This window comes from Prosthecobacter sp., from assembly GCF_044227185.1.
Lineage (GTDB): Bacteria > Verrucomicrobiota > Verrucomicrobiia > Verrucomicrobiales > Verrucomicrobiaceae > Prosthecobacter.
In genome coordinates, this window is the sequence record NZ_JBGAFO010000002.1 from 166,782 (window position 1) to 191,698 (window position 24,917).

Consider the following 24,917-nt stretch of genomic DNA (forward strand, 5'->3'; position numbering starts at 1 on the left):
CCGCATCACTTTCCTAGCAAAAACGCCAGCAGGTCGGCCATCTGCTCCTTGTTGATGGCGGCTTCGAGGCCGACGGGCATGAGGGTGTGGTCGAGGGATTTCATCTCCTTGATGGCGCTGCGCTGGATGGTTTCTTTCGCGCCGCCCATCATGGCGAGGACGATGGCATCTCCGGTTTCACTCTGGATGAGGCCGGAGAGGATGCGGCCGTCCTTGGTTTCGACGGTGTAGGCGCTCCAGCGGGCCTCAAACATGCGGTTGGGATCGAGGATGTCTGAGAGGAGGCCTTCGGGGGGCTTGACCTTCACGTCTGAGAGGGGAGGGCCGACATCGACACCGAGGGCGCCATGCTTGTGGCAGGAGATGCAGATGGTGGCGAAGACCTGCTGACCTCTTTTGGCGTTCCCTTTCATCGTCGTGGAGACCATGTAGTCCTGCACGACTTTGGCGCGGTCGCTGCTGGCTTCGCCGAAGAGTTTCTTGGCGAGCTCGGGCATTTCGCCGGTGCCGCGCTGGTAGCGCCAGCGGGTCTCGACATCGACCCAGGCGGTGGGGAATTCGCCTTTCTCCATGCGCCGGAACAAGGCGAGGGCGGTGGTGGCATTGGAGGTGAGGATGGGGACGAGATCGCGCTTCAAGGCGGGACCGGCGGCGGGGAGGAGCTCGTAGATGAATGGCGCGGTGGTGGCGACGGGGTATTTTTTCAGCAGGGCCAAGGCTGCGAGGGCGAGCTCCGGAGGCTGGCTGGTGCTGAGAAGAGTTTTCACGACGGGCTGCACGGCGTCCCATTTGCGCTGGGCGAGCAGGGGCATGACGGCGAGGCGCTGATCGAGGGGAGATTTGGGATTGGCGATGATTTCGTCGATCTCTGACTGCAGCATGGCGATTTCTTTGGCGGCGTCTTCGTGGCCCTTGGGCAGCTTGGCGAGGCCTTGCAGCAGGGCGGGCTTCCACCAGAGGAGCTTGCCGGGCTCTTTTTGCAGGAGAGTGAGCAGGGCGGTCACGTCCGCGGCTTCGGCATCTGCGAGGGAGCCGAGGGCAAAGGTGCGAATGGTGGTGCTGCGAGTTTCGGAGAAGGTCTTGAAGTAGTCATCTCCCAGGGAGCTGAGGATGCGGCCCATCTGCTTGCTGGCGGAGGAAGCGACTGCTCTTGCGACCCATGCATCATCCGGGAAACGGGTTAAGAGAGCTTTACCCAAGGACGCGGCAGATGCTGGATCGGATGTTGTTGCGGCGAGAAGAGCGGTCATCGCAGTCTCCGCATCGCCCTCACGAACCCATTTCTCACTTTGTTCCTGGGGCAGCTTCGAGCGGCCGATCAGAAGCATGCGGGCACGGAGCCGGGTCAAGGGGGCATCTTTTGAACCCTTCTCAGTCAAGGCATCCCTGATGTTTGCCTGAGCCGTGTTGGCAAGCTGGTGATCGCCACCGTCGATGCCGGCGTAGGTGGCGAAGAAATGCAGGATGCCAATCCCGGAGAGCTTGTGCGCCGCCTCCCAAAACTTGGCGGCTTCAGCAGGCTCCAGAACGTCAAGAGGGCAGACGAATTTCGATATCTGGGAGCCGGCGAACTTTGGAGCGAGCATCTCCACCAGCAGCCGCTGCGCTGTCTCGCGCTGCCAGGCATTTTCATTCCCGAGCAAGGCGACGAGCTTCTCGATCTCTTTCGGTGCAGCTTCCACTTTTGGCGCTTTTTTGCCCTTCGGCACCACGCGCCAGATGCGGCCTTCGTTTTCGCCCTGGCGCATGTCGTGGGTTTTGACGAACTCCTCGGGGAAGAAGCGGGCGTGGTCGATCCAGCGGCGGTAGATGTCGCAGATGTAGATGGCGCCATCCGGGCCGGTGGTGAAGTTGACAGGGCGGCTCCATTCATCGCTGCTGCGGAAGAATTCGGTGCGGTCACCGACGCGGGTGGCTTTGAGGGAGGCGCCATTGGGCTCGACCTTGTAGCGGGTGACGAGCTGGCCGGTGGGATCTGGAACGAAGACGTTGTTTTTCAGCTCTGGCATGAGGGGACCACGATAGACGCCCAGGCCGGAACAAGCGGTGTTTGTGCCGGCGTGGGCGTCTGCGGTGGTGTGGGTGATCTGCAGCGGGAAGACGCGGGTATCCGGGCCGAAGGGGGCGATGTCCTCGAAGTTCTGGGTGATGCCGGCGTGCGGATTGCGCAGCATGGCCTCGTAGGGCATGACGGTGAACATGAGGGGGTTTCGATTGGAGCAGTAGAAGTGGTGGCCGTAGTCATCGAAAGAGCCACCGTACTGGCCTTTGCCGCCGGTGGGGGTGATCTTATCGGTGCGGGGGTCCCATTTGAAATTGCTGCCGGGGATGTTCACTACATCCGTGGGTTTGTCGGCGGGGTATATCTCGCGGGCGTCGAGGCCGTTGTTGAAATGCACGCAGCCATCGAGGCCCCAGCGGGGGGCACTGACCTGGAGCTGGGCGTGCTTGGGATTGAAGCCTTTGATGAGGGATTTGATTTCGTCGGCCTTGCCGTCGCCATCGGTGTCTTTGAGAAAGAGGATCTGCGAGCGTGTGGTGGCGATGAGGCCGCCGTTGTAGGGCAGCAGGCCCTGCACATTGTCCATGTGGTCGGCAAAGGTGACGGCCTTGTCCATGCGGCCGTCGCCGTCTTCATCGGTGAGGAGCTGAATGCGCGAGAGCCATGGATCTCCGGCGACGGGTGGGCCGAGGGGGTAGTCGCGCATGTCCGCGACATACATGCGGCCCTGGGCATCCCAGGTGCACTCGACGGGGTCGAGCACGAGGGGCTCGGCGGCGACGAGCTGGGCTTCGTAGTCGCCATCGAGCTGGATGCGCTTGAGGGATTCTTCGGGGGAGAGGGCTTTGTCCTGACCGTCGCGCACGGCGCCGATGTCGCTGCCGCCGCTGGCCTGGATGGCACTCCATTTTTCTTTGAACTCGCCGAGGGGATACAATTCGTAACGGCGCACGAGCATTTCGGCGCCCTCGGTTTGAAGGAGGATTTTGCCTTCGCTGGGTTTGCAGTCGAAGGCTTCATTCACCATGGCGCCATTGACGAAGTACTGGAGGGTGTCGCCTTTGGCGATGACTTCGAGGCGGTTCCACTCGCCGGAAGGAGACTCGACGTCTTCGCGGCCGCGGAAGCCGACTTTGTCCGCCCAGTCCACATCGCGGTGTTTCCAATTGATGCGGCCTTTGGTGACGGTCTGGCGTGGCTCGCCCTTCTTCCAGATTTTTTCCTTGTCGCGGTCGAGGGTGTACTCGGAGGAGAGGGAGGTGGTGAGCTCGGTGCCGTCTGCGAGCTTCGGGGAGAGGACGAGGATATCGCCGACGCCGCCTTCGATGATCTGGGCCTCGATGCTGGCCATCCAGGTGTCGCCGTAGGCGCCGTGGGGGCCGTAGGCGTGGAGGAGGAGGCCGTTGTCCTTGGCGGCTTTTTCGCGCTTGCCCCAGGTCTTGGTGCCCCACTTAAACTCGAGGACGAGATGGTAGTCGCGGTAGTTGTCCTTGGTGGCGACGTAGCCGTAGCCGCGGCCGCTGATGTGGAAGGTGCCGTCTTTGTCAAAGGTCCAGATGTCCTTGGGGTCGTCGTGGAAGTCGGCCTTGGGGTTGACGTGGTACTCGACGTTGCCGGACTTGATGACGTCAAGGAGGTTGATCTTCGCCTTGACGGGTTCGACGGCGGAGAGGCGGGCTGCGGAACCCACTAAGAACAACATGGGAAGGAAGGAGAGGATGCGCATGGTGTGAGTACGACGAGGATGAGCGAATCATTACGGCATGGCGAGTTGTGATGCAGACACGATTGAGGCGAGAAATGGTGCTTTTGTGATGTGGGGTTTGGTTTCCCGGTTCTCGGTTCTCGGTTCTCGGTTCTCGGTTCGTGGCTTCGTGCGTCCTGGGCGTGCGCATGGCGGCGCCTGTTTTTGCAGGCTGTGGGTGATGTGGCCGGACCGGCTGCTGCGAAGCCGCGAAGCGAACCCGGTACTACAATACGGGCTGAATCACATGCGATTGCGATGGGACGTGCGGCGCGCCATGTGTGGGCGGAGTGCTGCGGGCTCGGAGGCCCGCGCTCCGGGGGCGCGTGCTGCGTTACGAGAGCTTGTTGCGGAAGTCGGGGTAGCCGAATTTGCGGACGACTCGGTACTCTTTGGTGGAGGGGTCGTAGATGGCGATGTCGGGATGGGGGACGCCGTTGAAGGTGGTGGTTTTCACCATGGTATAATGTGCCATGTCTGCGAAGACGAGGCGCTGGCCGATGCGGAGGGGCTCGGGGAAGGAGAAGCCGCTGAGGACATCTCCGGCGAGGCAGGAGGTGCCGCCCATTTTGTACTCATACGGATGCTCTCCGGGCAGGCCGGCGCCGAAGATGTAGGGGCGGTAGGGCATCTCCAGGGTGTCCGGCATGTGGGCGGTGGCGGAGATGTCCAGGATGATGGTGGGGGTGATGCTTTCGCAGCCGAGGGGCTCGGGCTCGACGTCTTCATCCGGAAAATCCTCGAAGGCGACGCCGAGGATGTGGACATCGACGGGAACGAGGGCGCCGTCCGGGCGGCGGATGAGATTGTCCGGGCGGGCGTCTGCGACTTTGAGGCCGTCCGGGCGGACGTAGGTGTTTTCGCGCTCTTTGCCAAAGCCGAGGGTGGTGAACCAGGAGTCGATCTCCTGCACGGTGGCGTTTTCGCCGATGATGAAGGGCTGGCTGCTGAGGATGCGCACGCCGTCGTCTGCCTGCACGATGGCCTCAAAGCGCCAGTCGAGCGCGAAGAAGGCATTGCAGGCGAGGATGTTTTCGAGGTAGCCGAGGGCGCTGCCGCGGGCGCCGAAGTTTGGCGGCTTGGTCCACTTCAGGACACGGCCCGCGGCATGATCGAGACAGACATCGTGCTCGGAGGCGCCTTCGAGTTCGGCGAGCCCGGCGGTGATGTGGGCGAGATGCGCAGCGGTGATCAGGCGGTGGTTTTCGCGCGCCCAGGCAAGAAGGGATTCGGTCTCGGAGTGGATCCGCAGCGCCGCATCTGGGTGATCAAGCTTTCTTTCGGCATCTCTGAGGAAGTCATGGAGTCCTGCTGCTGAATGATGCGCATCTGCTGCCGGGCGAAAGAGTTGAGGACGGGAGCGATCTTGGCCATGGGGAATGTTAGTGTGAGAGGGTGAAGAGACAACGGTGGATTTGTGCTCGCCGGAGATGATGTCCTGAACTTCGGCGATGAGGTAGCCGGTGTTCAGGCCGGCGGCTTCGCCGGGCTCGATGTAAACGTCCTTGCCCCATTTTTCGCGGAAGGTGCGGAGGACACGAATGAGGCGGGCGACATCGTAGTCCTTGCGGGTGATGTGGTGGCCGCCGCCCATATTGACCCACTGGACCTGCCTGAGCAGTTTGGGAAAGCGGCGCTCGACGGCGGCGACGGTGCGCTCGAGGACATCGCTGTCCTGCTCGCAGAGGGCGTGGAAGTGGAGGCCTTCGATGCCGGTGAGGTCTTCGCCTTCCAGAAGCTCTGAGCGGATGCCGAGGCGGCAGCCGGGGGAGCAGGGATCGTAGAGGGAGACCTCGACTTCGGAGTGCTCGGGATTGACGCGGATGCCGGGGCTGGGCGCGTGGCCGGTGGCGGCCTTTGCGGCATCGAGCATGGGCTTGAACTTCCTGAATTGAGCCAGGGAATTGAAGCTGAGATGATGCGAGATGGGGATGATCTGCTGCATCTCGTGCTCCTTGAAGGCGGGAGAATAGACGTGAACCTCCCTGCCGAACTCCTGGGCAAGCAGGGCCTCATTCAAACCGCTGGCGCAGCAGCCGCTGAGGTACTCCCGCATGATGGGGAAGACGCTGAACATGGAGAAGCCCTTCAGCGCGAGGAGGACGCGGGCGCCGGATTCACTCTGCACGTGGGCGAGCTTTTCCATGTTCCGGCGCAGCAGTGCGACATCGACCACGTAGGCGGGGGTCTCGATGGCGTCGATATCGAAGGCCGGAAAGGGCTGCTCGTAAACGTGGGGAGGCGTGAAGAAGGGGGTGGCCATTCAGGGGAAAACGAGATGAGTAAACTGGGAACGATGGAGTGAAGAAACAAGAGGCAAAAATGACGAAACCAGAATGAGGAATGACGAATCAATGTCGAAGCTCGAATGTCACAGAGCCTGACCCGCCCTTAAGACGACCTGATTCGTATGTGGGGCATTGGGAGTTCATTCGTCATTCGCCATTCTGGTTTCGTCATTCTCAGCGAAGCGGAGCAGTCTCAGCGCATGACCTTGGCATCGCCGCCTTCGGCGAGTTTCTGGACTTCGGGGAAGGTGGCCATGCTGGTGTCTCCGGGGGTGGTCATGGCGAGGGCGCCGTGGGCGGCGCCGTAGTCCACGGCTTTCTGCGCGTCGTTTTCCACGAGGAGGCCGTGGATGAGGCCGGCGACGAAGCTGTCGCCCGCGCCGATGCGGTCGAGGATGTCGAAGCGGGAGTAGTTGCGGCTGCGGTGGAAGGAGCCTTTGTGCCAGCAGAGGGCGCCCCAGTCATTGACATTGGCGGTGTGGACGCGGCGCAGCGTGGCGGCGATGGTGTGGAGATTTGGATACTGCGCGGCGAGGTTTTCCATCATGGGACGCAGCTTGGCGTCTTCGGCGGCGAAGATGTCGTTTGGATCGGTCGGTGTGGAGGAGGAGACGGGCGGGACATCGCTGAGGACGCCGATCATGACATTGACGTAGGGGGCGAGCTGGCGGTTGAGGGCCTGGGAGCCGGCGAAGCCGCCGCGCTCCTGCCACAAGGAGGGGCGGTAGTTGAGATCGTAGCTGACGGTGACGCCGTGTTTTTTGGCGGCTTCGCAGGCCTGGATGGTGACCTCGGCAGTGGACTCGGAGAGGCCGGCGAAGATGCCGCCGGTGTGGAGCCAGCGGCAGCCGAGGGTGCCGAAGAGATGATCAAAGTCGAAGTCTCCGGGCTTGATCTGGGAGGCGGCGCTGTGGCCGCGGTCCACACTGCCTTTGGCGCCGCGCACGCCAAAGCCGCGCTCGGTGAAGTTGATGGGATTGCGCACGCGCTTGCCCATGCCGTCATAGGGCACCCATTTGACGAGGGAGGTGTCCACGCCGCCCTGGAGGATGAGATCCTCAATGAGGCGGCCGATTTCATTGTCGGCAAAGGCGGTGAGGATGCCGGAGCGGAGGCCGAAGCAGCGGCGGGCGCCGCGGGCGACATTGTACTCGCCGCCGCCCTCCCAGGCGGTAAACTGGCGGGAGGTGCGGACGCGCCCCTCGCCGGGATCGAGACGGAGGAGGACTTCACCGAGGGAGAGGAGATCGTAGGCGGGGTGGGCTGGCATGGGGCGCTAGATATGAAGCGCGGCGGGGCAGTGGCAAATAACTCCTGACTGGAAAATGCGGTGGCGGAGGCTATGTGAAGGGATGACCCGACTCCTCACCTGCATGGCCTGCGTGCTGCTGGCCGCCACGACCGGCTTTTCCCAAAGTGCTCCCGCCGAACTCAAGCCGTGGGACCGGAACGCGTTTGATTTCGAAACGGGCATGCTGTGGAAGGTGGGCGGAGACACCACCTTCAACTATCGCATCATTCCTTTCATCGTCTCCTGGCGCGCGCCGGAGATGTTTGGGCTGCATTTTAGAAACGGGTCGGCGCTGAGCGTGCGGAACAAGCTCTCCGCGATGGCGAACTACATCGAGACGGGGTCTGAGAACCGCTACCTGGGATTTTCGGCCTCTCCTTCCATCGAATGGTGGAGTCCGAACCTGGCGTGGAGTGTGTTCGGCGGAGCGGGCGGCGGTGTGGGCTGGCTGGATGCGCAGGGAGTGCCGGGCGGTGAGGGGCAGGATTTCACCTTCAACTGGTTCAGCCAGGTGGGCGTGGGCTATGCGGTGAACCGGAACTGGTCGGTGCGTGCGAGCGCGATGTTTCAGCATATGTCGAACGGCGGGCAGACGAACCCGAATCCGGGGGTGAATGCGCTGGGGATTTTGATTGGCGTGAGCCGGAGTTTTTGAGGTTTGAGAAAATTGCGGCTGGCAGTGTGGGGCGAAGCCTTCATGGTGGCAAACCTGCCATGAGCTTTCGAATTCTGACCGCCGCTGTTTTTGCCTCCGCCTCCCTGTCTGTGCATGCTGCTGATGTTTATTTTCCGCCGCCGGACAGCGAGGGAGGCTGGCGTGAGGCGAAGACGGAGAAGGCGTGCCGTGAGCTGGGCGGGATGGATTTGAGCAAGATCGAGCCGGCGTATGTTCTCTCTGAACGGGCCACGGCGCACGGCGGGCTGCTGGTGGTGCACCAGGGGTATCTGGTGTTTGAGCGGTACTTCGGCCGCGCGAGCCGGAACTGCAATCCGGACATGGCCTCCACCGGGAAGGCGTTTTGCAGCATCGCGTGCGGGATCATGCTGAATGAGTTCAAGGACAAGATCCCCGAGGGGCTGGACACGAAGGTGTTTACGGAGAAGTACCTGCCGGAGGCGTTTCCGCTGAATGATCCGCGCAAGGCGGAGATCAAGCTGGGGCAGCTGCTGTGCATGACGGCGGGCTACTGGGGCGAGGGGCAGACGCCGAGCGGGTATGTAAAGGGCGACCCGAAAACGCGGCCGCTGAAGCCGGTGCCGGGGCAGAACATCCGGGATCTGGACAAGTCCTCGCTGAACGTGCCGCTGTGGATTGATCCGGGTGCAGGGTATTCGTACTCCTCCCCTTCCCCGCACATCGCGAGCATCGTGCTGCGGCATGTGACGGGAATGGAGCTGAAGGACTACATCGATGCGCGGCTGGCGAAGCCGCAGGGCTGGGGTGCGTGGGACTACTGCCTGCACCGCGGCGATTACGTGATGCCACATGCGAACGGCGCGGGCAGCACGGCGCTGCATGCCACGGATGTGATGCGCATGGGCTACTGCCTGGCGCACGGCGGAAAGTGGAAGGATGCGCAGCTGGTGCCGGCTGAGTACATCAAGAAATGCCAGACGTGGAGCCCGTACAATCCGCACACGCCTTTCTCGCTGCAGTTTGAGCATAATGAGGACGGGCACGTGGCGGGTGTGCCGAAGGATGCTTTTTGGAAATCGGGCGCGGGCGGCTTCTGCCTGTATGTGGTGCCGTCGCTGGATCTGGTGATTTACAAGCTGGGTGGCAAGGACGGGCAGTATGATCCGAAGCTGACGCTGATCCCGCAGCCGGAGCAGAATCATGATCGGGACACGTGGCAGCCGAAGCTGGGGAATGGGTTTGATGAGCCGGGTGGTGTGGCCTCGCTGAGCCGGGTGCTGGCGGCGGTGTGCGCGGCGGTGAGGGTGGAGTAACCTAGCGCGACGTGGACCGCTCTTTCCGGGGCGGTGTTTGCTTCTGCTTGCGGAGACCAGACCGCACTCGGAGAGTGCGGACCACTCCGCGCCGGGCCTTTCATGTCGTTTCAGTTTTTCGATCCTCTTGCAGGTGTAACGGTCACTCGCGGCCATCTGCCGCATTGGGATCAGGCGGGGGCGACCTATTTCATCACGTGGCGCATGGCGGATTCTATTCCGAAGGCAGTATGGGAGCGGTGGCGGGCAGAGCGGGACGGATGGCTGGTGGAGCATGGAATTGATCCCCAGCGGAAGGACTGGCGGCTGCAGGTGGAGGAACTGGACGAGACGGAGCGTCTTGATTTTCGCCAGTTCACCACTCGACTTGAGTCTGAAGCGGACGCCTGTCACGGGGCATGTGTCCTTCGCCAGCCCAACCTGCGGCAGATCCTGATGGATGCTTTGCGCTGCTTCGACGGACAGCGTTACATGCTGGGGGATTTTGTGGTGATGCCGAACCATGTGCATCTGCTCGTGGGCGGGATGGCGCGTGAGGCGATGCTGGCGCAGGTGGAGTCGTGGAAGAGATGGACGGCCAGGCAAATCAACGCGGCGCTGAGGCAGCGCGGGAGATTCTGGCAAGACGAGAGTTTTGATCATCTCGTGCGAAATGAGGCGGCGTTTATGAAATTTCGGCGGTACATCGGGGAGAATCCGGGCAAGGCTGGGCTGGCGGAGGGTGAGTTTACGCTTTGGCGGAGAGAGCAATGATGCTACAGGACGGCGAGAGTCACAGCGCGGCGTGGGCCGCACTCTCCGAGTGCGGTGTCCGGACTTCCAGACCGCACATGGAATGTGCGGACCACGCCGCGCTGGGCATGGCTCTGGCCATTGCGCGAACTCGGTTTATAGGGGCCGCGAACTTCAGCGGGACGTGGGTGCCCGGATTCGAAAACCGCACTCGGAGAGTGCGGACCACTCCATGATTGACAGATTCGGCCCGCCACGCCTGTTCTGTGTCTCCCATGAAGTTTTGCTCGTTTCTCGCGCTCCTGGCTTTTGCCACCTGTTCGTTTGCTGCTGACAAGTCCAAGCCTGCCAAACCGAAGGTGGCGGAGGCTCCGGCCGCGCCGTCGCCGTGGGGGGATTTTGTGGAGAAGGATTTTCCGTTTTTCAGCAGCGTGCTGGATGCGCGGGAGGTGGGCGAGGGATTTCCGAAGGACAACCTGACGCCGCGGGGAATCATCCTGAACCTGGGGCACAATCTGTGGGCGTGTTTTGACACGGATCTGCTGCGCATCGCGTGCATCTGGGAAGGTGAGGAGGGCAAGCCGCCGGTGACGCCGGATGCGCTGGCGCCGGGATCGTACCATGTGGCGGGGCAGAAGACGAAGGACGGGCAGGATTTTCTGCCGAAGCCGGTGGGCAAGGTGTGGCTGGCGAATGGGATTTATCCGGGGTGGCAGGTGGGGGAGAAGCCGAGCTTTACTGATCCGCGTGCGGCGACGCCGAGTCCGGAGGAGGTGGGGAGAGGGCCGGTGTCTTATGCTCGATTTGAATCTGTTGACCGACCTGGTGCTGCAGCAGCGGATAAAAAGATCCGTCAGGCGTGTCCTCTCAAAATGAAGATCGCGACCACTGACATTCAAGAAGAGGTTCGGATGCTCCCTGTCAGATTCAGTCATCCTGAAGGAGACTGGGCCATCGTCCGCAAAGTGGAAGTTGCTCCGCACAAGGATTCTTTGATTTGGATTTTGGGAACAACCCAAGAGAAGCAGCATGCTGTTTCCATAACGAAGGATGACAAGGGTGCGACAATCAACCAGAAGAAGCTGACTGTGATGGTGACACAAAACTGTGCCTGGATCAGGCTTGCTCCTTCGTCAGAACCCGTGACCATTGTCTGCTCAGTGGACATGCCAGCGGGAAGTTTGCACGGTGCAACCACTACAGATGAAGAAGTACCGCAGTGGGCTGCCATCCTCACCACCGCCGGCACCCTCTCCACCAAGCCCGATGCCTACGTCAACGACGAAATCCCCCTGCCGCTCGACAATCCGTGGAAGAGGAATGTGCGACTGGCGGACATTTCCTTCTTCAATGACAAGGGTGATGCGGCAGGTGTGACTTTCGACGGGGATGTGTGGCTGATCTCCGGCCTGAAGGGCGATCTCGACAAAGTCACCTGGAAGAGGTTTGCGAGCGGGCTGCATGAGCCGATGAGCATCGTGGTGCGCGGCAGCGACATTCTTGTCTTTGACCGCAATGGGATCTGGAAGCTGGTGGACACGAATGGTGACAAGGAGTGCGACCGGTATGAGATGTTCTGCAATCTCTTTGCGCAGACGGCGGAGACGCGGGAGTTTCCGAATTCGATGAAGCTGGGGCCAAAGGGGGAGCTGTATATCTCGAAGGGCGGGCAGGAGGGGACGACGTTTGGGAAGCACAACGGGACGGTGATCAAGATCGCGGCGGATGGGAAGTCGATGGAGGTGATCGGGTATGGGCTGCGGCAGCCGTTCATTGGCGTGAATCCGAAGACGGGGCTGGTGACGGCGAGCGATCAGCAGGGCAACTATGTGCCGTCCACGCCGCTGCACATCATTTCGGATCATCACTTCTACGGACATCTGCCGACGATCGCGCCGAAGGAGAAATATCCGGAGACGATCACGGAGCCGCTGACTTGGCTGCCGCATCCGGTGAATCCGAGCGGGGTGACGCAGACGTGGCTGATCGGAGCGAAGATGGGGCCGGTGAATGATGAGCTGATCCACATCGGCTACAACCGGCCGGAGCTGTTCCGGGTGCTGATGAATTCGCACTTTGAAAAGCCGCAGGCGGCGGTGGTGAGCTTTAACCGGAACTTTGATTTCCCCACGCTGAATGCGGTGGTGAATCCGGCGGACGGCCAGCTCTATGTGGCGGGCTTCCAGGTGTGGGGCACGGTGGTGAAGAAGATCAGCGGGCTGGCGCGGGTGCGCTACACGGACAAGCCGCGGGTGCTGATCAAAGAAGTGACGCCGACGGACAAGGGGCTGCTGCTGAAGTTCAACGCGACGCTGGACCCGAAGCTGGCGACTGATCCGGACAGCTACAATGGCGAACGCTGGAACTACAAGCGCACCTTTGAGTACGGCTCTCCGCATCTGAAACCCGACGGCAGCAGCGGCCAGGAATGGATGACGGCGAGCAGCGCGTACCTGAGCAAGGATGGCATGAGCGTGCTGGTGGGCTTTCCGGACATGAAGGCGGGCGTGCACCAAATGCGCATCGGCTGGGGACTGAAGAGCGCGGACGGCCTGAAGGCGGAGAACACGGCGTATTTTTCACCGTGGGAGCTCATGACTTTTGACGCAAAGAAGGAGGGCTTTGATGAGAACCTGAAGGTGGACCTGACGCCGCGCAAAGCGGCGGCGGTGGCGATGGTGAAAGCGACTGCGGAGGAAGGCGAGCGGCTGTATCAGATGTTTGGCTGCATGGCCTGCCACAGCACGGATGGCACGCTGGTGGGCAAGGTGGGGCCGAGCTGGAAGGGGCTGTATGGCAGCGAGCGGGAGATCGCCAAAGGGCAGAAGGGCAAGTTCAAGGCGGATGAGGCGTATCTGCGGGAGTCCATCCTGAGTCCGAGTGCGAAAGTGGTGAAGGGCTTTGAGAAGTTTGACACGGGGATGCCGATCTACAATGGCATCCTCAATGACGGGCAGATTGAGAGTCTGATTCTGTATATCAAGAGTTTGAAGTAGCCCGTAGGGCAAGCGTCCCGCTTGGCCCCTACCCCGAGGCGACAGGGGCTCCCGCCCCTGTCTTGTGGGGGTCAGAGACCCCCACTCCGCAGGGCTTCGCGGATGAGCTTGTCGGCGGTGTCCATGGCGGGGTTTTTGGCGAGGTCGGTGACGGCTTTGATGGCTTCGGCCTGTTTGTAGCCGAGGGCGATGAGGCCGAGGACGGCGTCGCTCTGGGCTTCCTGCTTGGGATCGTGGGCGCCTTTGGCGGTGCGGGCGGCCTGCCAGGCATCGACGACGCCGACTTTGTCCTTGAGCTCAAGGACGATGCGCTCGGCGGTCTTGCCGCCGACGCCTTTAATGCGGGAGAGGGATTTGACATCGCCGCTGATGACGGCGTCTTTGAAGGCGGGCACAGGCATGCCGCTGAGGACGCTGAGGGCCATCTTGGGGCCGATGCCGGATACGCGGTCCATGAGGAGGCGGAAGAGATCGCGCTCGTCCGCGGTGATGAAACCGAAGAGGGTGTGGTCGCGGTCGGTGACGTGATAATGCGTGAGGAGCTGGACCTTCTCACCGGGATGGGGGAGTTTGTCGAAGGTGGTGAGAGGGATGAGGACGAGGTAGCCCACGCCGTTGACGTCGATGGTGGCACGGTGTGGCAGGGCTTCGGCGAGGAGGCCGCGGAGAAAGGCGATCATGCGGGCATGAAGGCGGGGAGGGCGGGAAGGTGCAAGCGGAGGTTTGAGGCTTCTCGAGATCCAGCGCGCAAACATAAGCCCATTGACCATTTTCAACAAAGCCTGTGGACGCAACAAGCCGAAGGCTGCCCCCATAGTGGTTCGCACCGTCCTCTGTGCAGCCCGCGAACTCCCTGAGCTGCAAGCTACGATTTGCCTGCGCAGAAACCCATCGCTCATTCCCTTGCGGCTGTCTAAAAACCCTCGCGAATGATTTGGGTGAAAAAGCAGGCGCTGGGTAATTCGCACCGCACAGAGGACTGTGCGGGCCACTTTGCTGGCGCCCTCGCGAGACCCTGCGGCGAAAGTTCACCGCAGGGCGCTCTGATCTTTTTTAGCAGCCTACGCCGAGAGCTTTTCCATGAGCTTCTGGGTGCGCTCGATGATGCGCTGGGGCTCGTCAAGGAGGCCGGCGGAGAGGAGGGCGTTGTCGAGGATCTGGTCGGTGATGAGGCCGGCGGTCTCGGGGTCTTTCTCGCGGAGGGTGGAGAGATTGCGCACGAGCTGGTGCCGTGGATTGATTTCGAAGATGACCTTGGAGCCGGGCATGTCGCCGTCTTTGCCGAGGGCCTTCATCATCTGGCGGATCTGCGGGCTCATCTCGCCTTCAGGGGTGAGGACGAGGGCGGGGCTGCCGACGAGGCGCTTGCCGGTGCGGACGGTTTCCACCTGGGTGGAGAGGCGGTCCTTGATCCAGTCGCAGAGGGAGGTGGCGTCGCTTTCGGGGAGGGCTTCGCCTTCTTCGGCGGTGTCGCCGAGGTCGATATCGGGGGCATTGACGGACTTGAGGTCCTTGTCCTCAAACTTGCTGAGGCTGGAGATGACGTATTCGTCGATGTGCTCAAACATGTAGAGCACTTCGTAGCCTTTGGCCTTGAAGGCGGCGACGTAGGGGCCGCTTTCGATGGAGCTGCGGGAGGTGGCGACCTGGTAGTAGATCTCCTTCTGGTCTTCCTTCATGCGCTTCACGTAGTCGCTGAGGCTGACGGTCTCGCCGGGCTCGGTCATGCTGGACTCAAAGCGCAGGAGCTTGGCGATGGCATCGCGGTTGGTGTGATCTGTGGCGATGCCTTCCTTGAAGAAGCGGCTGAAGTGGGAGTAGAACTCGTTGTACTTCTTCGGATCTTCGACGGCTTCTTTGTCGAGGTGCTTGAGGAGGCGCTTGGCGACGACGTCGCCGAGCTTGCGGACGAGGGCGCTGTCCTGCATGGACTCGCGGGAGATGTTCAGCGGGAGGTCTTCGCTGTCGATGACACCGCGCACGAAGCGCATCCACTCGGGAAGGAGTTTCTTGGGCTTGGGATCGATGAGGACCTTTTTGCAGTAGAGGCCCACGTTTGGCTCCATCTGGCCCATGCCGTAGGCTTCCATGTTCTGCGTGGGGGTGAAGAGGAGCGCATTGATGGCGATGGGGGACTCGGCCTGGAAGTGGAGGCGGTAGCTGGGGTCGTCAAAGGCGTGGGCGGCGAAGCGGTAGAACTCGGTGTACTGCTCGTCGGTGATGCTGTCCTTGGGCTTGAGCCAGAGGGCTTCGACGGTGTTGACGCGCTCGGTGTCGAGGATGACCGGGAAGGTGACGAAGTTGGAGTATTTCTCCAGGATCTGCTTCACGCGGTGCTTCTTGGAGAACTCGGCGGCGTCTTCCTTGAGGTGGAGGATGATCCTGCAGCCGCGGGCTTCGTCTTTGGATTCATCGATGGTGTAGCTGGTGGAGCCGTCGCTGGTCCAGACGAGGTGCTCGCCGTCGTTGCGCCAGGAGTGGGTGTGCACCTCCACTTTGTCTGCCACCATGAATGCGGAGTAGAAGCCGACGCCGAACTGGCCGATGAGGGAGGCGTCATTCTGCTTGCCGGCGTTTTTCAGAGCAGCAGCGAAGGCCTTGGAGCCGGAGTGGGCGATGGTGCCGAGGTTTTCGACCAGCTCAGCGCGGGTCATGCCGATGCCGTGGTCGGCGATGGTGAGGGTGCGGGCGGCTTCATCGGTGGTGATGGAGATCTCCAGCAGGGCGGCGGCGTCGAAGACTTCTTTTTCGGTGAGCTGGGTGAGGCGCATCTTTTCCATCGCGTCAGAGGCGTTGGAGACGAGCTCGCGAATGAAGATCTCGCGGTCGGTGTAGAGGCTGTGGATGACGATATCGAGGACTTGTTTGACTTCGGCCTGGAATTCGTGGGTTTGACTCATGGTAAGTTTTTGTTGGTTTGGGGGCGGAGAGAGTAGCGGGAGGGAATGCGAGGTCAAGGGGGCGGCGTTTTGAGGGGGAGAGGGATCAAGACAGGGGCTGGGAGGAATGCGGCATTTTTGGTTGGATGCGGGGCGCTTTGATTGAGGACGAGGACGAGGACGATTGGGGGTGATCGAGCGAGTGGATGGTTGCGTGGCGGGGCCTTGACTTTCCCCTGCCCTCCCCCACACTCGCGGTCTCCATGGGACTCTTTGATTCACTCGCCAAAAACGCGCTGGGCGGACTGCTCGGCGGCTCTGCCAAAATGGACCCTGCCGGGATGCTTTCGGGCATGCTGAGCGAGGCGGGGGGGCTGAGCGGGATGATGGCGCAGTTTGAGAAGGCGGGCATGGGGGCGACCTTTTCCTCCTGGGTGGGCACGGGCACGAACGAGCCGATCACCGCGGAGCAGATGCAGGCGGCGGTGGGAGCTGAGAATCTACAGGCGCTGGCCGGCAAGGTGGGCATGCAGGTGCACACGGTGCTGCCGCTGCTGGCGCAGTTTCTGCCGCAGGTGATCGACAAGCTGACGCCGCACGGGCACATCCATGAGAACCACCCGAGCGGGAGCCAGATTCAGAGCGTGCTGACGAGCGTGATCAGCAGCAGCTTTGGCGGGCTGTTTGGGGGAGGCAGGTAATGTATGATTTACGATTTATGATTTATGATTTGGAAAAGCGGCAGGATGGAGGGTGCGAACGCTGAGGCTGATCTGCGAGAAGTGATGGACGGAGGACATCCCGGCATCGCTGCCGCGCGGGGTTGCTCACACGGGCAGGTGCAGGAAAAAATAGCGAGGGCGCGCCGGCTGAAAGCGCAGGTGGCGGCAGAAGATGTGGAGGATGATTGGTCGATGCGGGATTATTTAGAGGCGGGGAGACGTGGATGATGATTGTGATTGCGGCTGCGAATGTGTCGTCGTGGCAGCATCGAAATGTTCAACTCGAATGGGCACGAATTGACCGCGAATTTTTATGAATAGTGCTGGGTTTGAGGGTGATTTGCGCGTATTTGCGGTCATTCCTTGGTGTTCGTTCCATGACGTGCTATAGAGCTGTGGACCTGGCTCGATGATGTGTCATGCCGGGCGCAGCGATAAAACTGTTTTGATTTTACTCCATGCTCCGCCTTGCCCTGAAAATGCTGTTTGGTGACACGGCGAAGTATTTGATGCTGGTGGCGGGGCTGGCGGTGGCGACGTTTTTGATGGCGCAGCAGACGGCGGTGTTCTGCGGGCTGATGAACTGGACGAAGGCGACGCTGCGCAATGTGCCGGCGCCGATCTGGGTGGTGGAGGAAAAGGTGGAGCAGGTGAACGAGACGAACCCCCTGCTGGACACGGATGTGGCGCGGGTGCGCAGCGTGAAGAGCGTGGCGTGGGCGGCGCCGATCTACTCGGGCATCCAGCGGGTGCGGCTGGAGAACGGAAACTTCAAGATGATCCAGCTCATCGGCATTGACTCAAACACCCTGGCGGGCGCGCCGGCGAAGATGCTGGAGGGAAACCTCATGAAGCTGCGGCTGCCGCATTCGGTGATCATCGACGACCTGGGGGTGACGCGACTGGCGCGGAAGCGCGGGGAGAAGGTGAAGGTGGGGGATGTGTTTGAGCTCAACGACCAGGAGGCGCGGGTGGTGGGCATTGCGGATGCGATGACGTCATTCACGGGCGGGCCCTATGTGTGGACGACGTATGAGCGGGCGCTGCAGTATGTGCCGCCGCAGCGCAAGATGCTGCAGGCGGTGATCTGCGCGCCGCGCGAAGGGGTGAGCGTGGACCAGGCGGTGGCGGACATTCAGCGGGAGACGGGGCTGAAGGCGTTCGTGAACCGGGAGGCGGGCTTTGGTGAGTTCTGGGCACAGCGCGACGGCGCGAAGACGGGCAACTTCAATGTTTCCACGGTGTGGTGGTATGTGAAGAACACGGGGATTCCCATTTCGTTTGGCACGACGGTGATCATCGGGCTGCTGGTGGGAATGGCGGTGAGCTGCCAGACGTTTTACTCGTTTGTGCTGGAGAACATGCGGCACCTGGGCGCGCTGAAGGCGATGGGGGCCTCGAACGGGACGCTGTGCCTGATGCTGATCACGCAGGCGTTTACGGTGGGGTTTATCGGCTATGGGATCGGGCTGCTGGGGACGTCTGGATTTGCGATGGGGGCGCTGAAGAATGAGCAGCCGCCGTTTTACATGCCGGAGTTTGTGCCCTTTGCGGTGCTGGGGGTGGTGCTGAGCATCTGCACGCTGGCGGCGCTGCTGGGTATCTGGCGGGTGAGCAAGCTGGAGCCGGCGATGGTGTTCAGGAGCTGAGGGGTCGGAAAATTACCAGCGCGACTGAGCACCTGGTGTCACTTCCCGCCTCCCAGACCGCACATGGAATGTGCGGACCACTCCACGCTGGGTGGCAGCCCGCTACTCGAGCTGGAGTTTGGCGAGGGAGCCGTAGAGGGAGCCGGGTTTGGCGACGAGTTCTTCGTGGGTGCCGCGCTCGAGGATGGCGCCGGAGGACATGACGAGGATCTGATCGCAGCGGCGGACGGTGCTTAGGCGGTGGGCGATGATGATGCTGGTGCGGTTTTCCATCAGCTTGTCGAGGGCGTCCTGCACGAGGCGCTCGCTTTCGGCGTCGAGACTGCTGGTGGCTTCATCGAGGACGAGGATGGCGGGATCCGCGAGGATGGCGCGGGCGATGGCGATGCGCTGGCGCTGGCCGCCGGAGAGCTGGGTGCCGCGGTCGCCGACGAGGGTTTCGTAACCTGAGGAAAGCGTGGTGATGAAGTCGTGGGCGTTGGCCTTCCTGGCGGCGCTGATGATTTCCTCCTCGGTGGCGTCAGGCTTGCCGTAGGCGATGTTTTCCTTGATGCTGCCGCCGAAGAGGAGGACCTCCTGAGGGACGAGGGCGAGATTGCGACGGAGGGTGGTGAGGGACATTTCGCGGATGGGCTGGCCATCGATGCGGATCTCGCCGGAGGTGGGATCGTAGAAGCGGAAGAGGAGGGCGACGCTGGTGGATTTGCCGGAGCCGCTGGGGCCGACGAGGGCGATGCGCTGGCCGGCTCTGGCCTGGAGATTGAAATCGCGCAGCACGATGGTGTCCGGGCGGGTGGGATAGGCGAAGCTGACATCGCGCATGTCGATCTCGCCTTTGAAGTGGAGCTTGGCGGCGCCGTCGTCCTCGGGCTCGGTGGAGTCGCGGAGGATTTCGCGCACGCGTTCGGTGGCGCCGAGGGAGCGCTGGAGCTGGGTGATGAGCTCGGGGAACTGCATGAAGGAGGCGGCGATCATGCCGCTGAGGCCGGCGAACTGGGTGAGCTCCTCCTTGCCGATGGCGCCGTCATTGAGCATGCGCATGGCGAACCAGGTGACGAGGATGAGGGCGACGCTGAAGGCGAAGATGATGAAGGCGATGAAGGAAGCACGGGGCACGGCGGCACGGAGGACGGTGCGGAGGTACTCGCCGAGATTTTTGTCGTAGCGGGCGAGCTCGTAGGCCTCATTGCGGAAGGCTTTGACGCTGACGATGCTCTGGAGGCTTTCGTCCACGACGACCTGGGAGGCGGCGAGATTGTCCTGGGCGCGCCTGGTGAGCTTGCGGATGCGGGCGCCGAAGAGGGCGATGAGAACGATGACCACGGGGATGGTGCCGATCATGAAGAGGGAGAGCTTCACGGACATGCTGAGGATGAGCACCAGGCAGAGCGAGAGCATGACGGTGTGCCGGATGAGCATGGGGATGGTGACGACGAGGGTCTCGCGCATGGCCTCGACGTCATTGGCCAGGCGGGAGGCGAGCTCTCCCACGCGGCGCTGATTCAGCGTGGCCATGGGCAGGCGGATGATGCGGCTGAAGGTGTCCAGACGGAGGGCGGCGAGGGCGCGCTCAGAGGCCTTGGCAAAGAGCATGATGCGGAAGAAGGCGATGACGGCCTGACCTGACACGAGGGCGACCAGATACCAGGCGCTGCGGGTGAGCTCAGCCATCCATGCGGGGCCGCTGGCACCCTTCAAGCTGGCGTCCAGTGCCGTGGCCTGAGCGGCCACGTCTTTTAACTCCTTCCCCCATTCGGGGCTGGTGGCTTCGGCGGGCCAGCCTGAAACCAGGGTGGAAAGATGAACGGCGAGCGCTTTGAACTGGGCAATCCAGCCGGCGCTGATGCCGCCGCCGATCCCCTTCCCCGCGAGGGCGGCGAGCTCCTTGATGAAGAGGATGGTCATGCCGCCGGTGATGGCGAGGGCGATGAGCGCGGGGATGAAGACGTTGTAGTGGGGACGGAGGTAGGTGAGGAAAAAGCCGGCGTCTCTCCACGCGGCGCGGTCCCACAGTTTTTTGCTCGCTCGTTCTTCTGCCATGTTTTTTGAGTCTCTCTACTCCACGCGGACGGTCCAGCGCTGCGTGGGTTTGTCGGTCAGTTCCAGGACGGCGAGGCCTTCGGCGTCATCGCCCTGGCGGGTGCTGCGGGTGAGGAAGTAGTCGCGGCCGCCGCCGGAGAAGCGGAGATTGAGGCCGAGCTGGCTGTTGCCGTTGCCGAGAGCCCACTCGTGAAGATAGAGGTAGCTCTTTGGCAGGGTGATGGTGAGCCTGCGGCCACCGGAGGCGGAGCTGCTGAGCACGGCCTGGATTTCCCTGTGGTCAAACGCCATCGCGTAACCCGTGGCGGAGGCACCGCTGCTGCCGAAGGCCCAGGGAGCGATGGGGTCCACGAGGGCGTCGCCATCGGCGGCCTTGCCGGTGATACGGAGGGCGGCGGTGGCGCCTGGGGTCAACCGCTCTCCGTAGCTGCGGGCGTCGAGATTGAGGAGGAGCTCAAAGGCGTGGCCGGAGGAGTCGTCCGCGAGGCTGACGCCGGTGAGATCGAGGGTGAGGAAGAGCTTCATGCCATCGGCATCTGCGCGGAGGGTGACGGCGCTGTCCTGCCCATCGGCCGCACTCATGGGGACGGTTTCTTTGAGACCGAAATTGCGGATGACCTCGAATTCGCGATCAAAGATCTGCCTCACGCCCCCGGAGGAGAGGGTGAGCTTGAAAGGCAGGACGCGGCGGAAGGGGCTCTTTCCTTCGGCAGCAAGAGGGAGGGCGAGCTTGAGGACTTCGGAACCGCTGGCGTCCAGAGAGATCTGGCCCTGCTGGGGCTTGCCGGCCCAGGAGGACTCCCAGGTGGCGGAGAGGCTGGCGCCGGTGCTGTTTTCGACCTCGAGTTCGGGTGAGAACTCGCTCTCCTGATTGAAGGCGGCGCGCTCATTCCAGGTGACGCTGAAAGGCTGGAGCGGAGCAACGATGTCCTCGATGCGGGATTGTTTGCCGGAGATGACGAGGACGGGCAGGCGGACTTCGCCATCGGTGAGGGGGAGATCGCGGGTGTCGGTGATGGCGTAGTCCACTTTGAGGGTCTGCTTTGCGCCGGGAGCGAGGGTGACCTCGGGACTGGCGTCCTTGGGCTTCAGGCCCGGGGGAATGAGAGGGAGGACGATCAGAGGAAGTGGCTCGCGGCGTGTGCTGGCGACAGAAAACTCAAGGGTGAGGCGGCCCTGGCCTGCGAGGGTGGCCTTGGCGGCGCTGATCTGCCAGGAGACGCCGGGCGGGCCCTGCATGACGTCCTGGTACAAGATGCGGCCCATCTCTGCGTGCATGCCGGCGGTGGGTGTGTCCACTCCGGCGGCGGGAAGCAGATTGAGGAGGTTCTGGTATTCCTGAACGAGGGTGGGGAAGATCTGGTCCGCCCCTTTGGCACCGCCAGGGATTTCGAGCAGGCGGGAGAGATCGCCAAGATCTGAAAACATCACCTTGTCCCTGGCGCAGGCCTCGCGGAGAACGCTGGAGGGGCCGCGGGTGAGGGCGAGGCTGGATTCCTCCGGGTCCGCCACCTGTGGAACGGGGCCGGCGACGATGACTTCGAGGCGCTTGCCACGGGCGACTTCCAGCATGGTGCGGAAGGCCGAGGCGACATCGGCGGAGGGGAGGTCTGCCAGGCCGTCTTCCAGCCCCTGGGCGAGGAGAACGACATCCGGCTGGCTTTGAAGGCAGGCGATGGCGAGGGCGGCGGGTGCAGAGACGATGCTGGAGATGCGAACGGGCTGGAGCAGAATCTCCGGGCCGAGGGCCATGGACTCTTTGCTGCGCAATTTGGCGCCGGGCCGCACAACGCGGACGCCGCCGGTGTAGTAAAACTGGGAGGCGAGCTTGCTGGCAAAGACGCCAGCGAAGCTTTTTAGAAGGGGATCGACCCCAGCATCCGCCTGTGCGCCGTCGAGGATGGCGTCTCCCAGAACGACGATCTGCACGCGCTCGCGGCGGGTGAGCTTGAGGAGAGTCTGAGGGAGGAACTTGCGCCAGCGATCGCGCTGAACGGGAGTGAGATCAAAGTAGGTCTGCGGCTGGACGGCGGGAGTGGGCAACTGCGCCTCGATGGCACGTGCGGCGGCCTGAAGTGCGGGAAGGTCTGAAACGGTTTCACTAGGCGCAGGCGCAGGCGCAGGCGCAGGCGCAGGTGCCGGGGCAGGCGCAGGGGACGCAGGTGCGGGTACAGGCACCGCTGCCGGCGCGGATGCCGCTGGTTCCGGGGCGGGTGTGGGTGCGGGGGCCGCAGGAGCTGGAGCCGCAGGAGCCTGCGCCCGGAGACCGGACGCGCCCAGCAACGCGAGCGCGCCGAGGATGGAGAATGTCTTGCGGTTGGAAAACATGTGGACGCTATCTCAGCGAGACCGGCGATGCCTGCAACCGGGGAGTGCGGCCTGCCGCAGGAGATTCGGGAGGCGGCGAGGAAGAGCTGTCCTTCTGTCCTTTGGTGAAGCGCGGGAGGAACTGAGGGCTTTCGCAGCGGGAGAGAGTTTATGGGGAGCGCTGAGAGACCGGGGGATGGCGGGGGCGCTGGGTCATCTCGCGGAGCGAGATGACTACTTTGACCGCGTGGCTGGCAGCAGGCTCCGGCCGGGATGGCTGGAGCTGCTGCGAGTGGCTGGCATTACTTCTCCTTGATCCCTTTGACGGAATTCATTAAGGCGTCAAATTTCGCGGCCTGCTCCTTCGGCATTGTGGCTGGCTCCATCATGACGGCCGTCTCGATGATCGAGCGGCCCTCGCCAGCTTTGAACAGGATGATGATCATCATGGCCTGATTGCCTTCATAGGTGCCGATGTAGCCGGTGGTGTAGCCGGTCAGGCCATCCGATGTTTGTTCCTTTGCCTCCTGCACCAACTGGGCATTTTTGAGTTCTTTGACCATCTCCGGCACCATGCCTTTAAAATCCTCCATGGTCGCCTCCACCTTCACTTCGACGAAATTCACTGAGATACGCTCATCTTTGTCATCGGAAGTGAGGGAGATACTGCCGTCCGAAGCGTCCACTTCGCTGGTCCATTTCTCCGGCAGCTCGAATTTGAGGACCGGGTTTTTGGCAGGGAAGGTTTTTTCGGCTGCGGAAGCCGGGAGGAGGGAGAGTGTGAGAAGTCCGGCGAGCAGGCAGAGGGCGCGTTTCATGAGATATTGGGGTGATGAAAGCCACCAGGAAGTGGCGGCTAATCCTACAACCTTCGGGCGGGCCTTTATCAAATCAAGCTCTTCCGGAGGGCCGCAACTCGGCCGAATGTATTGCTTGCCGGGAGGCGCGGATGGTCTCTCATCCCGGCACCATGTCCACCCTTGCCCCAGCCGCCGTTTTGTATGAAGCGAAGAAGCCCCTGCGCATCGAGGAGGTGAAGGTGCTGCCGCCGCAGGCGGGCGAGGTGACGGTGCGCATGAAGGCGGCGGGTGTGTGCCACAGTGACCTGCATGTGATGAAGGGTGACCTGACGATGCCCATGCCGATCATCCTGGGGCATGAGGGGAGCGGGGTGATCGAGGCCGTGGGTGAAGGGGTGACTTCGGTCGAGGTGGGGGACCATGTGATCCTGGTGTGGCGCGGCTCCTGCGGGAAATGTGAGTACTGCAGCAGCGGACGGCCCGCGCTGTGCGACATGGGCACGGCGATGCGTTTCACCGGACTGATGCCGGACGGCACGACGCGATTTCAAAACGCGGCGGGTGAGAGCATCCGGCATTACGCGGGGGTGTCTGCATTCTCCTCGCTGGCGACGATGCCGCAGGCGTCCGTGGTGAAGATTCCGAAGGAGTTTTCGTTTGAGAAGGCGGCGCTGATTGGCTGCGGGGTGATCACGGGCGTGGGCGCGGTGGAGAGGGCAGCGCGGGTGCAGCCGAACAGCACGGTGGCGGTGATCGGGTGCGGGGGGATCGGCCTGAACATCGTGCAAGGCGCGCGGATGGCGGGAGCGCGGCAGATCATCGCGGTGGACAAATTCAGCCGCAAGGAAGGCGATGCGCGGCAGTTTGGCGCGACGGATTATGTGGACATCAACGCGGGCGATCCGGTGCAGGCGATCAAGGACCTGACGGAGGGCAAGGGCGTGGACTACGCGTTTGAGGCGTATGGTTCGGGGAAGACGGCGGAACAGGCGTTTGACGCGACGAAGAAGGGCGGGATGTGCGTGATGGTGGGGATCACCAGCGCGGCGGACCGGGCCTCGATCAATGTGAACCAGCTGGTGTATGCGGAGAAGACGCTGCGCGGGAGCTTGTATGGCAGCACACAGCCGCGGACGGATCTGCTGCTGCTGATCGGCATGCACCAGTCAGGGAGGCTGATGCTGGATGAGCTGGTGACGAAGCGGTATCCGCTGGAAGGAATCAATGAGGCGTATGAGGCGCTGCAGAGGGGCGAGGTGGCGCGGAGCTTGATTGTGTTTGAATAGGAGTACCTACGGAACACGCGGAAGACACGGAATCCAGAAGGGAGATCAGAATGAAGCAAAAGATGGCGTGCATCACACTCGAGTTTCCTGATTCTCTTCATCGCGGCATTCAAGAGCTGGCGGTGAAGGATGGCTATTCGATGGAGCAGTTTTTGATTTAGCAGCGGGAGAGAAGCTGCCGGCTATTGCGACAGAGGATTATTTGAGCGGGAGGGCAAAGCGGGCTGACCT

General features: G+C 62.3%; 15 protein-coding genes. 7 read left to right on the top strand and 8 right to left on the bottom strand.

The window, feature by feature from the left end; all coding sequences use genetic code 11:
• Positions 1-5: 5 nt before the first annotated feature.
• From ACILSQ_RS05190 to ACILSQ_RS05200, 3 genes are all read right to left on the bottom strand, one after another.
• The gene (locus tag ACILSQ_RS05190) at positions 6-3,728 is read right to left on the bottom strand and encodes a PVC-type heme-binding CxxCH protein (protein ID WP_395742522.1); all 3,723 of its coding nucleotides are present in this window, start codon (positions 3,726-3,728) and stop codon (positions 6-8) included.
• Between the two features lie 352 nt (positions 3,729-4,080).
• Positions 4,081-6,009, bottom strand: a complete 1,929-nt coding sequence (locus tag ACILSQ_RS05195; RefSeq protein ID WP_395742523.1) for a hypothetical protein — start codon at positions 6,007-6,009, stop codon at positions 4,081-4,083.
• A 218-nt stretch (positions 6,010-6,227) separates the two neighbouring features.
• Complete coding sequence (locus tag ACILSQ_RS05200) at positions 6,228-7,304, bottom strand: sugar kinase (RefSeq protein WP_395742524.1); 1,077 nt, start codon at positions 7,302-7,304, stop codon at positions 6,228-6,230.
• Positions 7,305-7,386: 82 nt separating this feature from the next.
• Here ACILSQ_RS05200 and ACILSQ_RS05205 point away from each other — a divergent pair, with 82 nt between their 5' ends.
• The 4 genes from ACILSQ_RS05205 to ACILSQ_RS05220 all read left to right on the top strand — a co-directional run bounded on the left by ACILSQ_RS05205 (position 7,387) and on the right by ACILSQ_RS05220 (position 13,003).
• Positions 7,387-7,980 carry an acyloxyacyl hydrolase gene (locus ACILSQ_RS05205; RefSeq protein ID WP_395742525.1) on the top strand — a complete coding sequence of 198 codons (594 nt, stop codon included), beginning with the start codon at positions 7,387-7,389 and terminating at the stop codon, positions 7,978-7,980.
• Between the two features lie 59 nt (positions 7,981-8,039).
• On the top strand, positions 8,040-9,275 hold the full coding sequence (locus ACILSQ_RS05210; protein WP_395742526.1) for a serine hydrolase domain-containing protein: 1,236 nt from the start codon (positions 8,040-8,042) through the stop codon (positions 9,273-9,275).
• Between the two features lie 102 nt (positions 9,276-9,377).
• Positions 9,378-10,028, top strand: coding sequence for a transposase (locus tag ACILSQ_RS05215; protein ID WP_395742527.1), 651 nt, complete (start codon positions 9,378-9,380; stop codon positions 10,026-10,028).
• 254 nt (positions 10,029-10,282) lie between these two features.
• Positions 10,283-13,003, top strand: a complete 2,721-nt coding sequence (locus tag ACILSQ_RS05220) for a DUF6797 domain-containing protein (RefSeq protein WP_395742528.1) — start codon at positions 10,283-10,285, stop codon at positions 13,001-13,003.
• Between the two features lie 71 nt (positions 13,004-13,074).
• Here ACILSQ_RS05220 and ruvA read toward each other — a convergent pair whose 3' ends face one another.
• Together ruvA and htpG are read right to left on the bottom strand one after the other, a co-directional pair.
• Positions 13,075-13,683 carry a Holliday junction branch migration protein RuvA gene (gene ruvA, locus ACILSQ_RS05225; protein WP_395742529.1) on the bottom strand — a complete coding sequence of 203 codons (609 nt, stop codon included), beginning with the start codon at positions 13,681-13,683 and terminating at the stop codon, positions 13,075-13,077.
• Positions 13,684-14,064: 381 nt separating this feature from the next.
• A complete protein-coding gene (gene htpG / locus ACILSQ_RS05230) occupies positions 14,065-15,903 on the bottom strand; it encodes a molecular chaperone HtpG (protein ID WP_395742530.1) in 1,839 nt (612 codons plus the stop codon).
• A 185-nt stretch (positions 15,904-16,088) separates the two neighbouring features.
• Between htpG and ACILSQ_RS05235 the strand changes: the two genes are divergently transcribed.
• Positions 16,089-16,583 (top strand): YidB family protein, encoded by a 495-nt coding sequence (locus ACILSQ_RS05235; RefSeq protein WP_395742531.1) that lies wholly within the window; start codon positions 16,089-16,091, stop codon positions 16,581-16,583.
• A 479-nt stretch (positions 16,584-17,062) separates the two neighbouring features.
• The gene (locus ACILSQ_RS05240) at positions 17,063-18,253 is read left to right on the top strand and encodes an ABC transporter permease (protein WP_395742532.1); all 1,191 of its coding nucleotides are present in this window, start codon (positions 17,063-17,065) and stop codon (positions 18,251-18,253) included.
• Positions 18,254-18,355: 102 nt separating this feature from the next.
• Here ACILSQ_RS05240 and ACILSQ_RS05245 read toward each other — a convergent pair whose 3' ends face one another.
• From ACILSQ_RS05245 to ACILSQ_RS05255, 3 genes are all read right to left on the bottom strand, one after another.
• A complete protein-coding gene (locus ACILSQ_RS05245; protein ID WP_395742533.1) occupies positions 18,356-20,293 on the bottom strand; it encodes an ABC transporter ATP-binding protein in 1,938 nt (645 codons plus the stop codon).
• A gap of 15 nt (positions 20,294-20,308) precedes the next feature.
• The gene (locus tag ACILSQ_RS05250; protein ID WP_395742534.1) at positions 20,309-22,621 is read right to left on the bottom strand and encodes a hypothetical protein; all 2,313 of its coding nucleotides are present in this window, start codon (positions 22,619-22,621) and stop codon (positions 20,309-20,311) included.
• 281 nt (positions 22,622-22,902) lie between these two features.
• A complete protein-coding gene (locus ACILSQ_RS05255; RefSeq protein WP_395742535.1) occupies positions 22,903-23,418 on the bottom strand; it encodes a hypothetical protein in 516 nt (171 codons plus the stop codon).
• Between the two features lie 152 nt (positions 23,419-23,570).
• Here ACILSQ_RS05255 and ACILSQ_RS05260 point away from each other — a divergent pair, with 152 nt between their 5' ends.
• Positions 23,571-24,686: a zinc-binding dehydrogenase gene (locus ACILSQ_RS05260; protein WP_395742536.1), complete on the top strand. Its 1,116-nt coding sequence runs from the start codon at positions 23,571-23,573 to the stop codon at positions 24,684-24,686.
• Positions 24,687-24,917 lie beyond the last annotated feature (231 nt).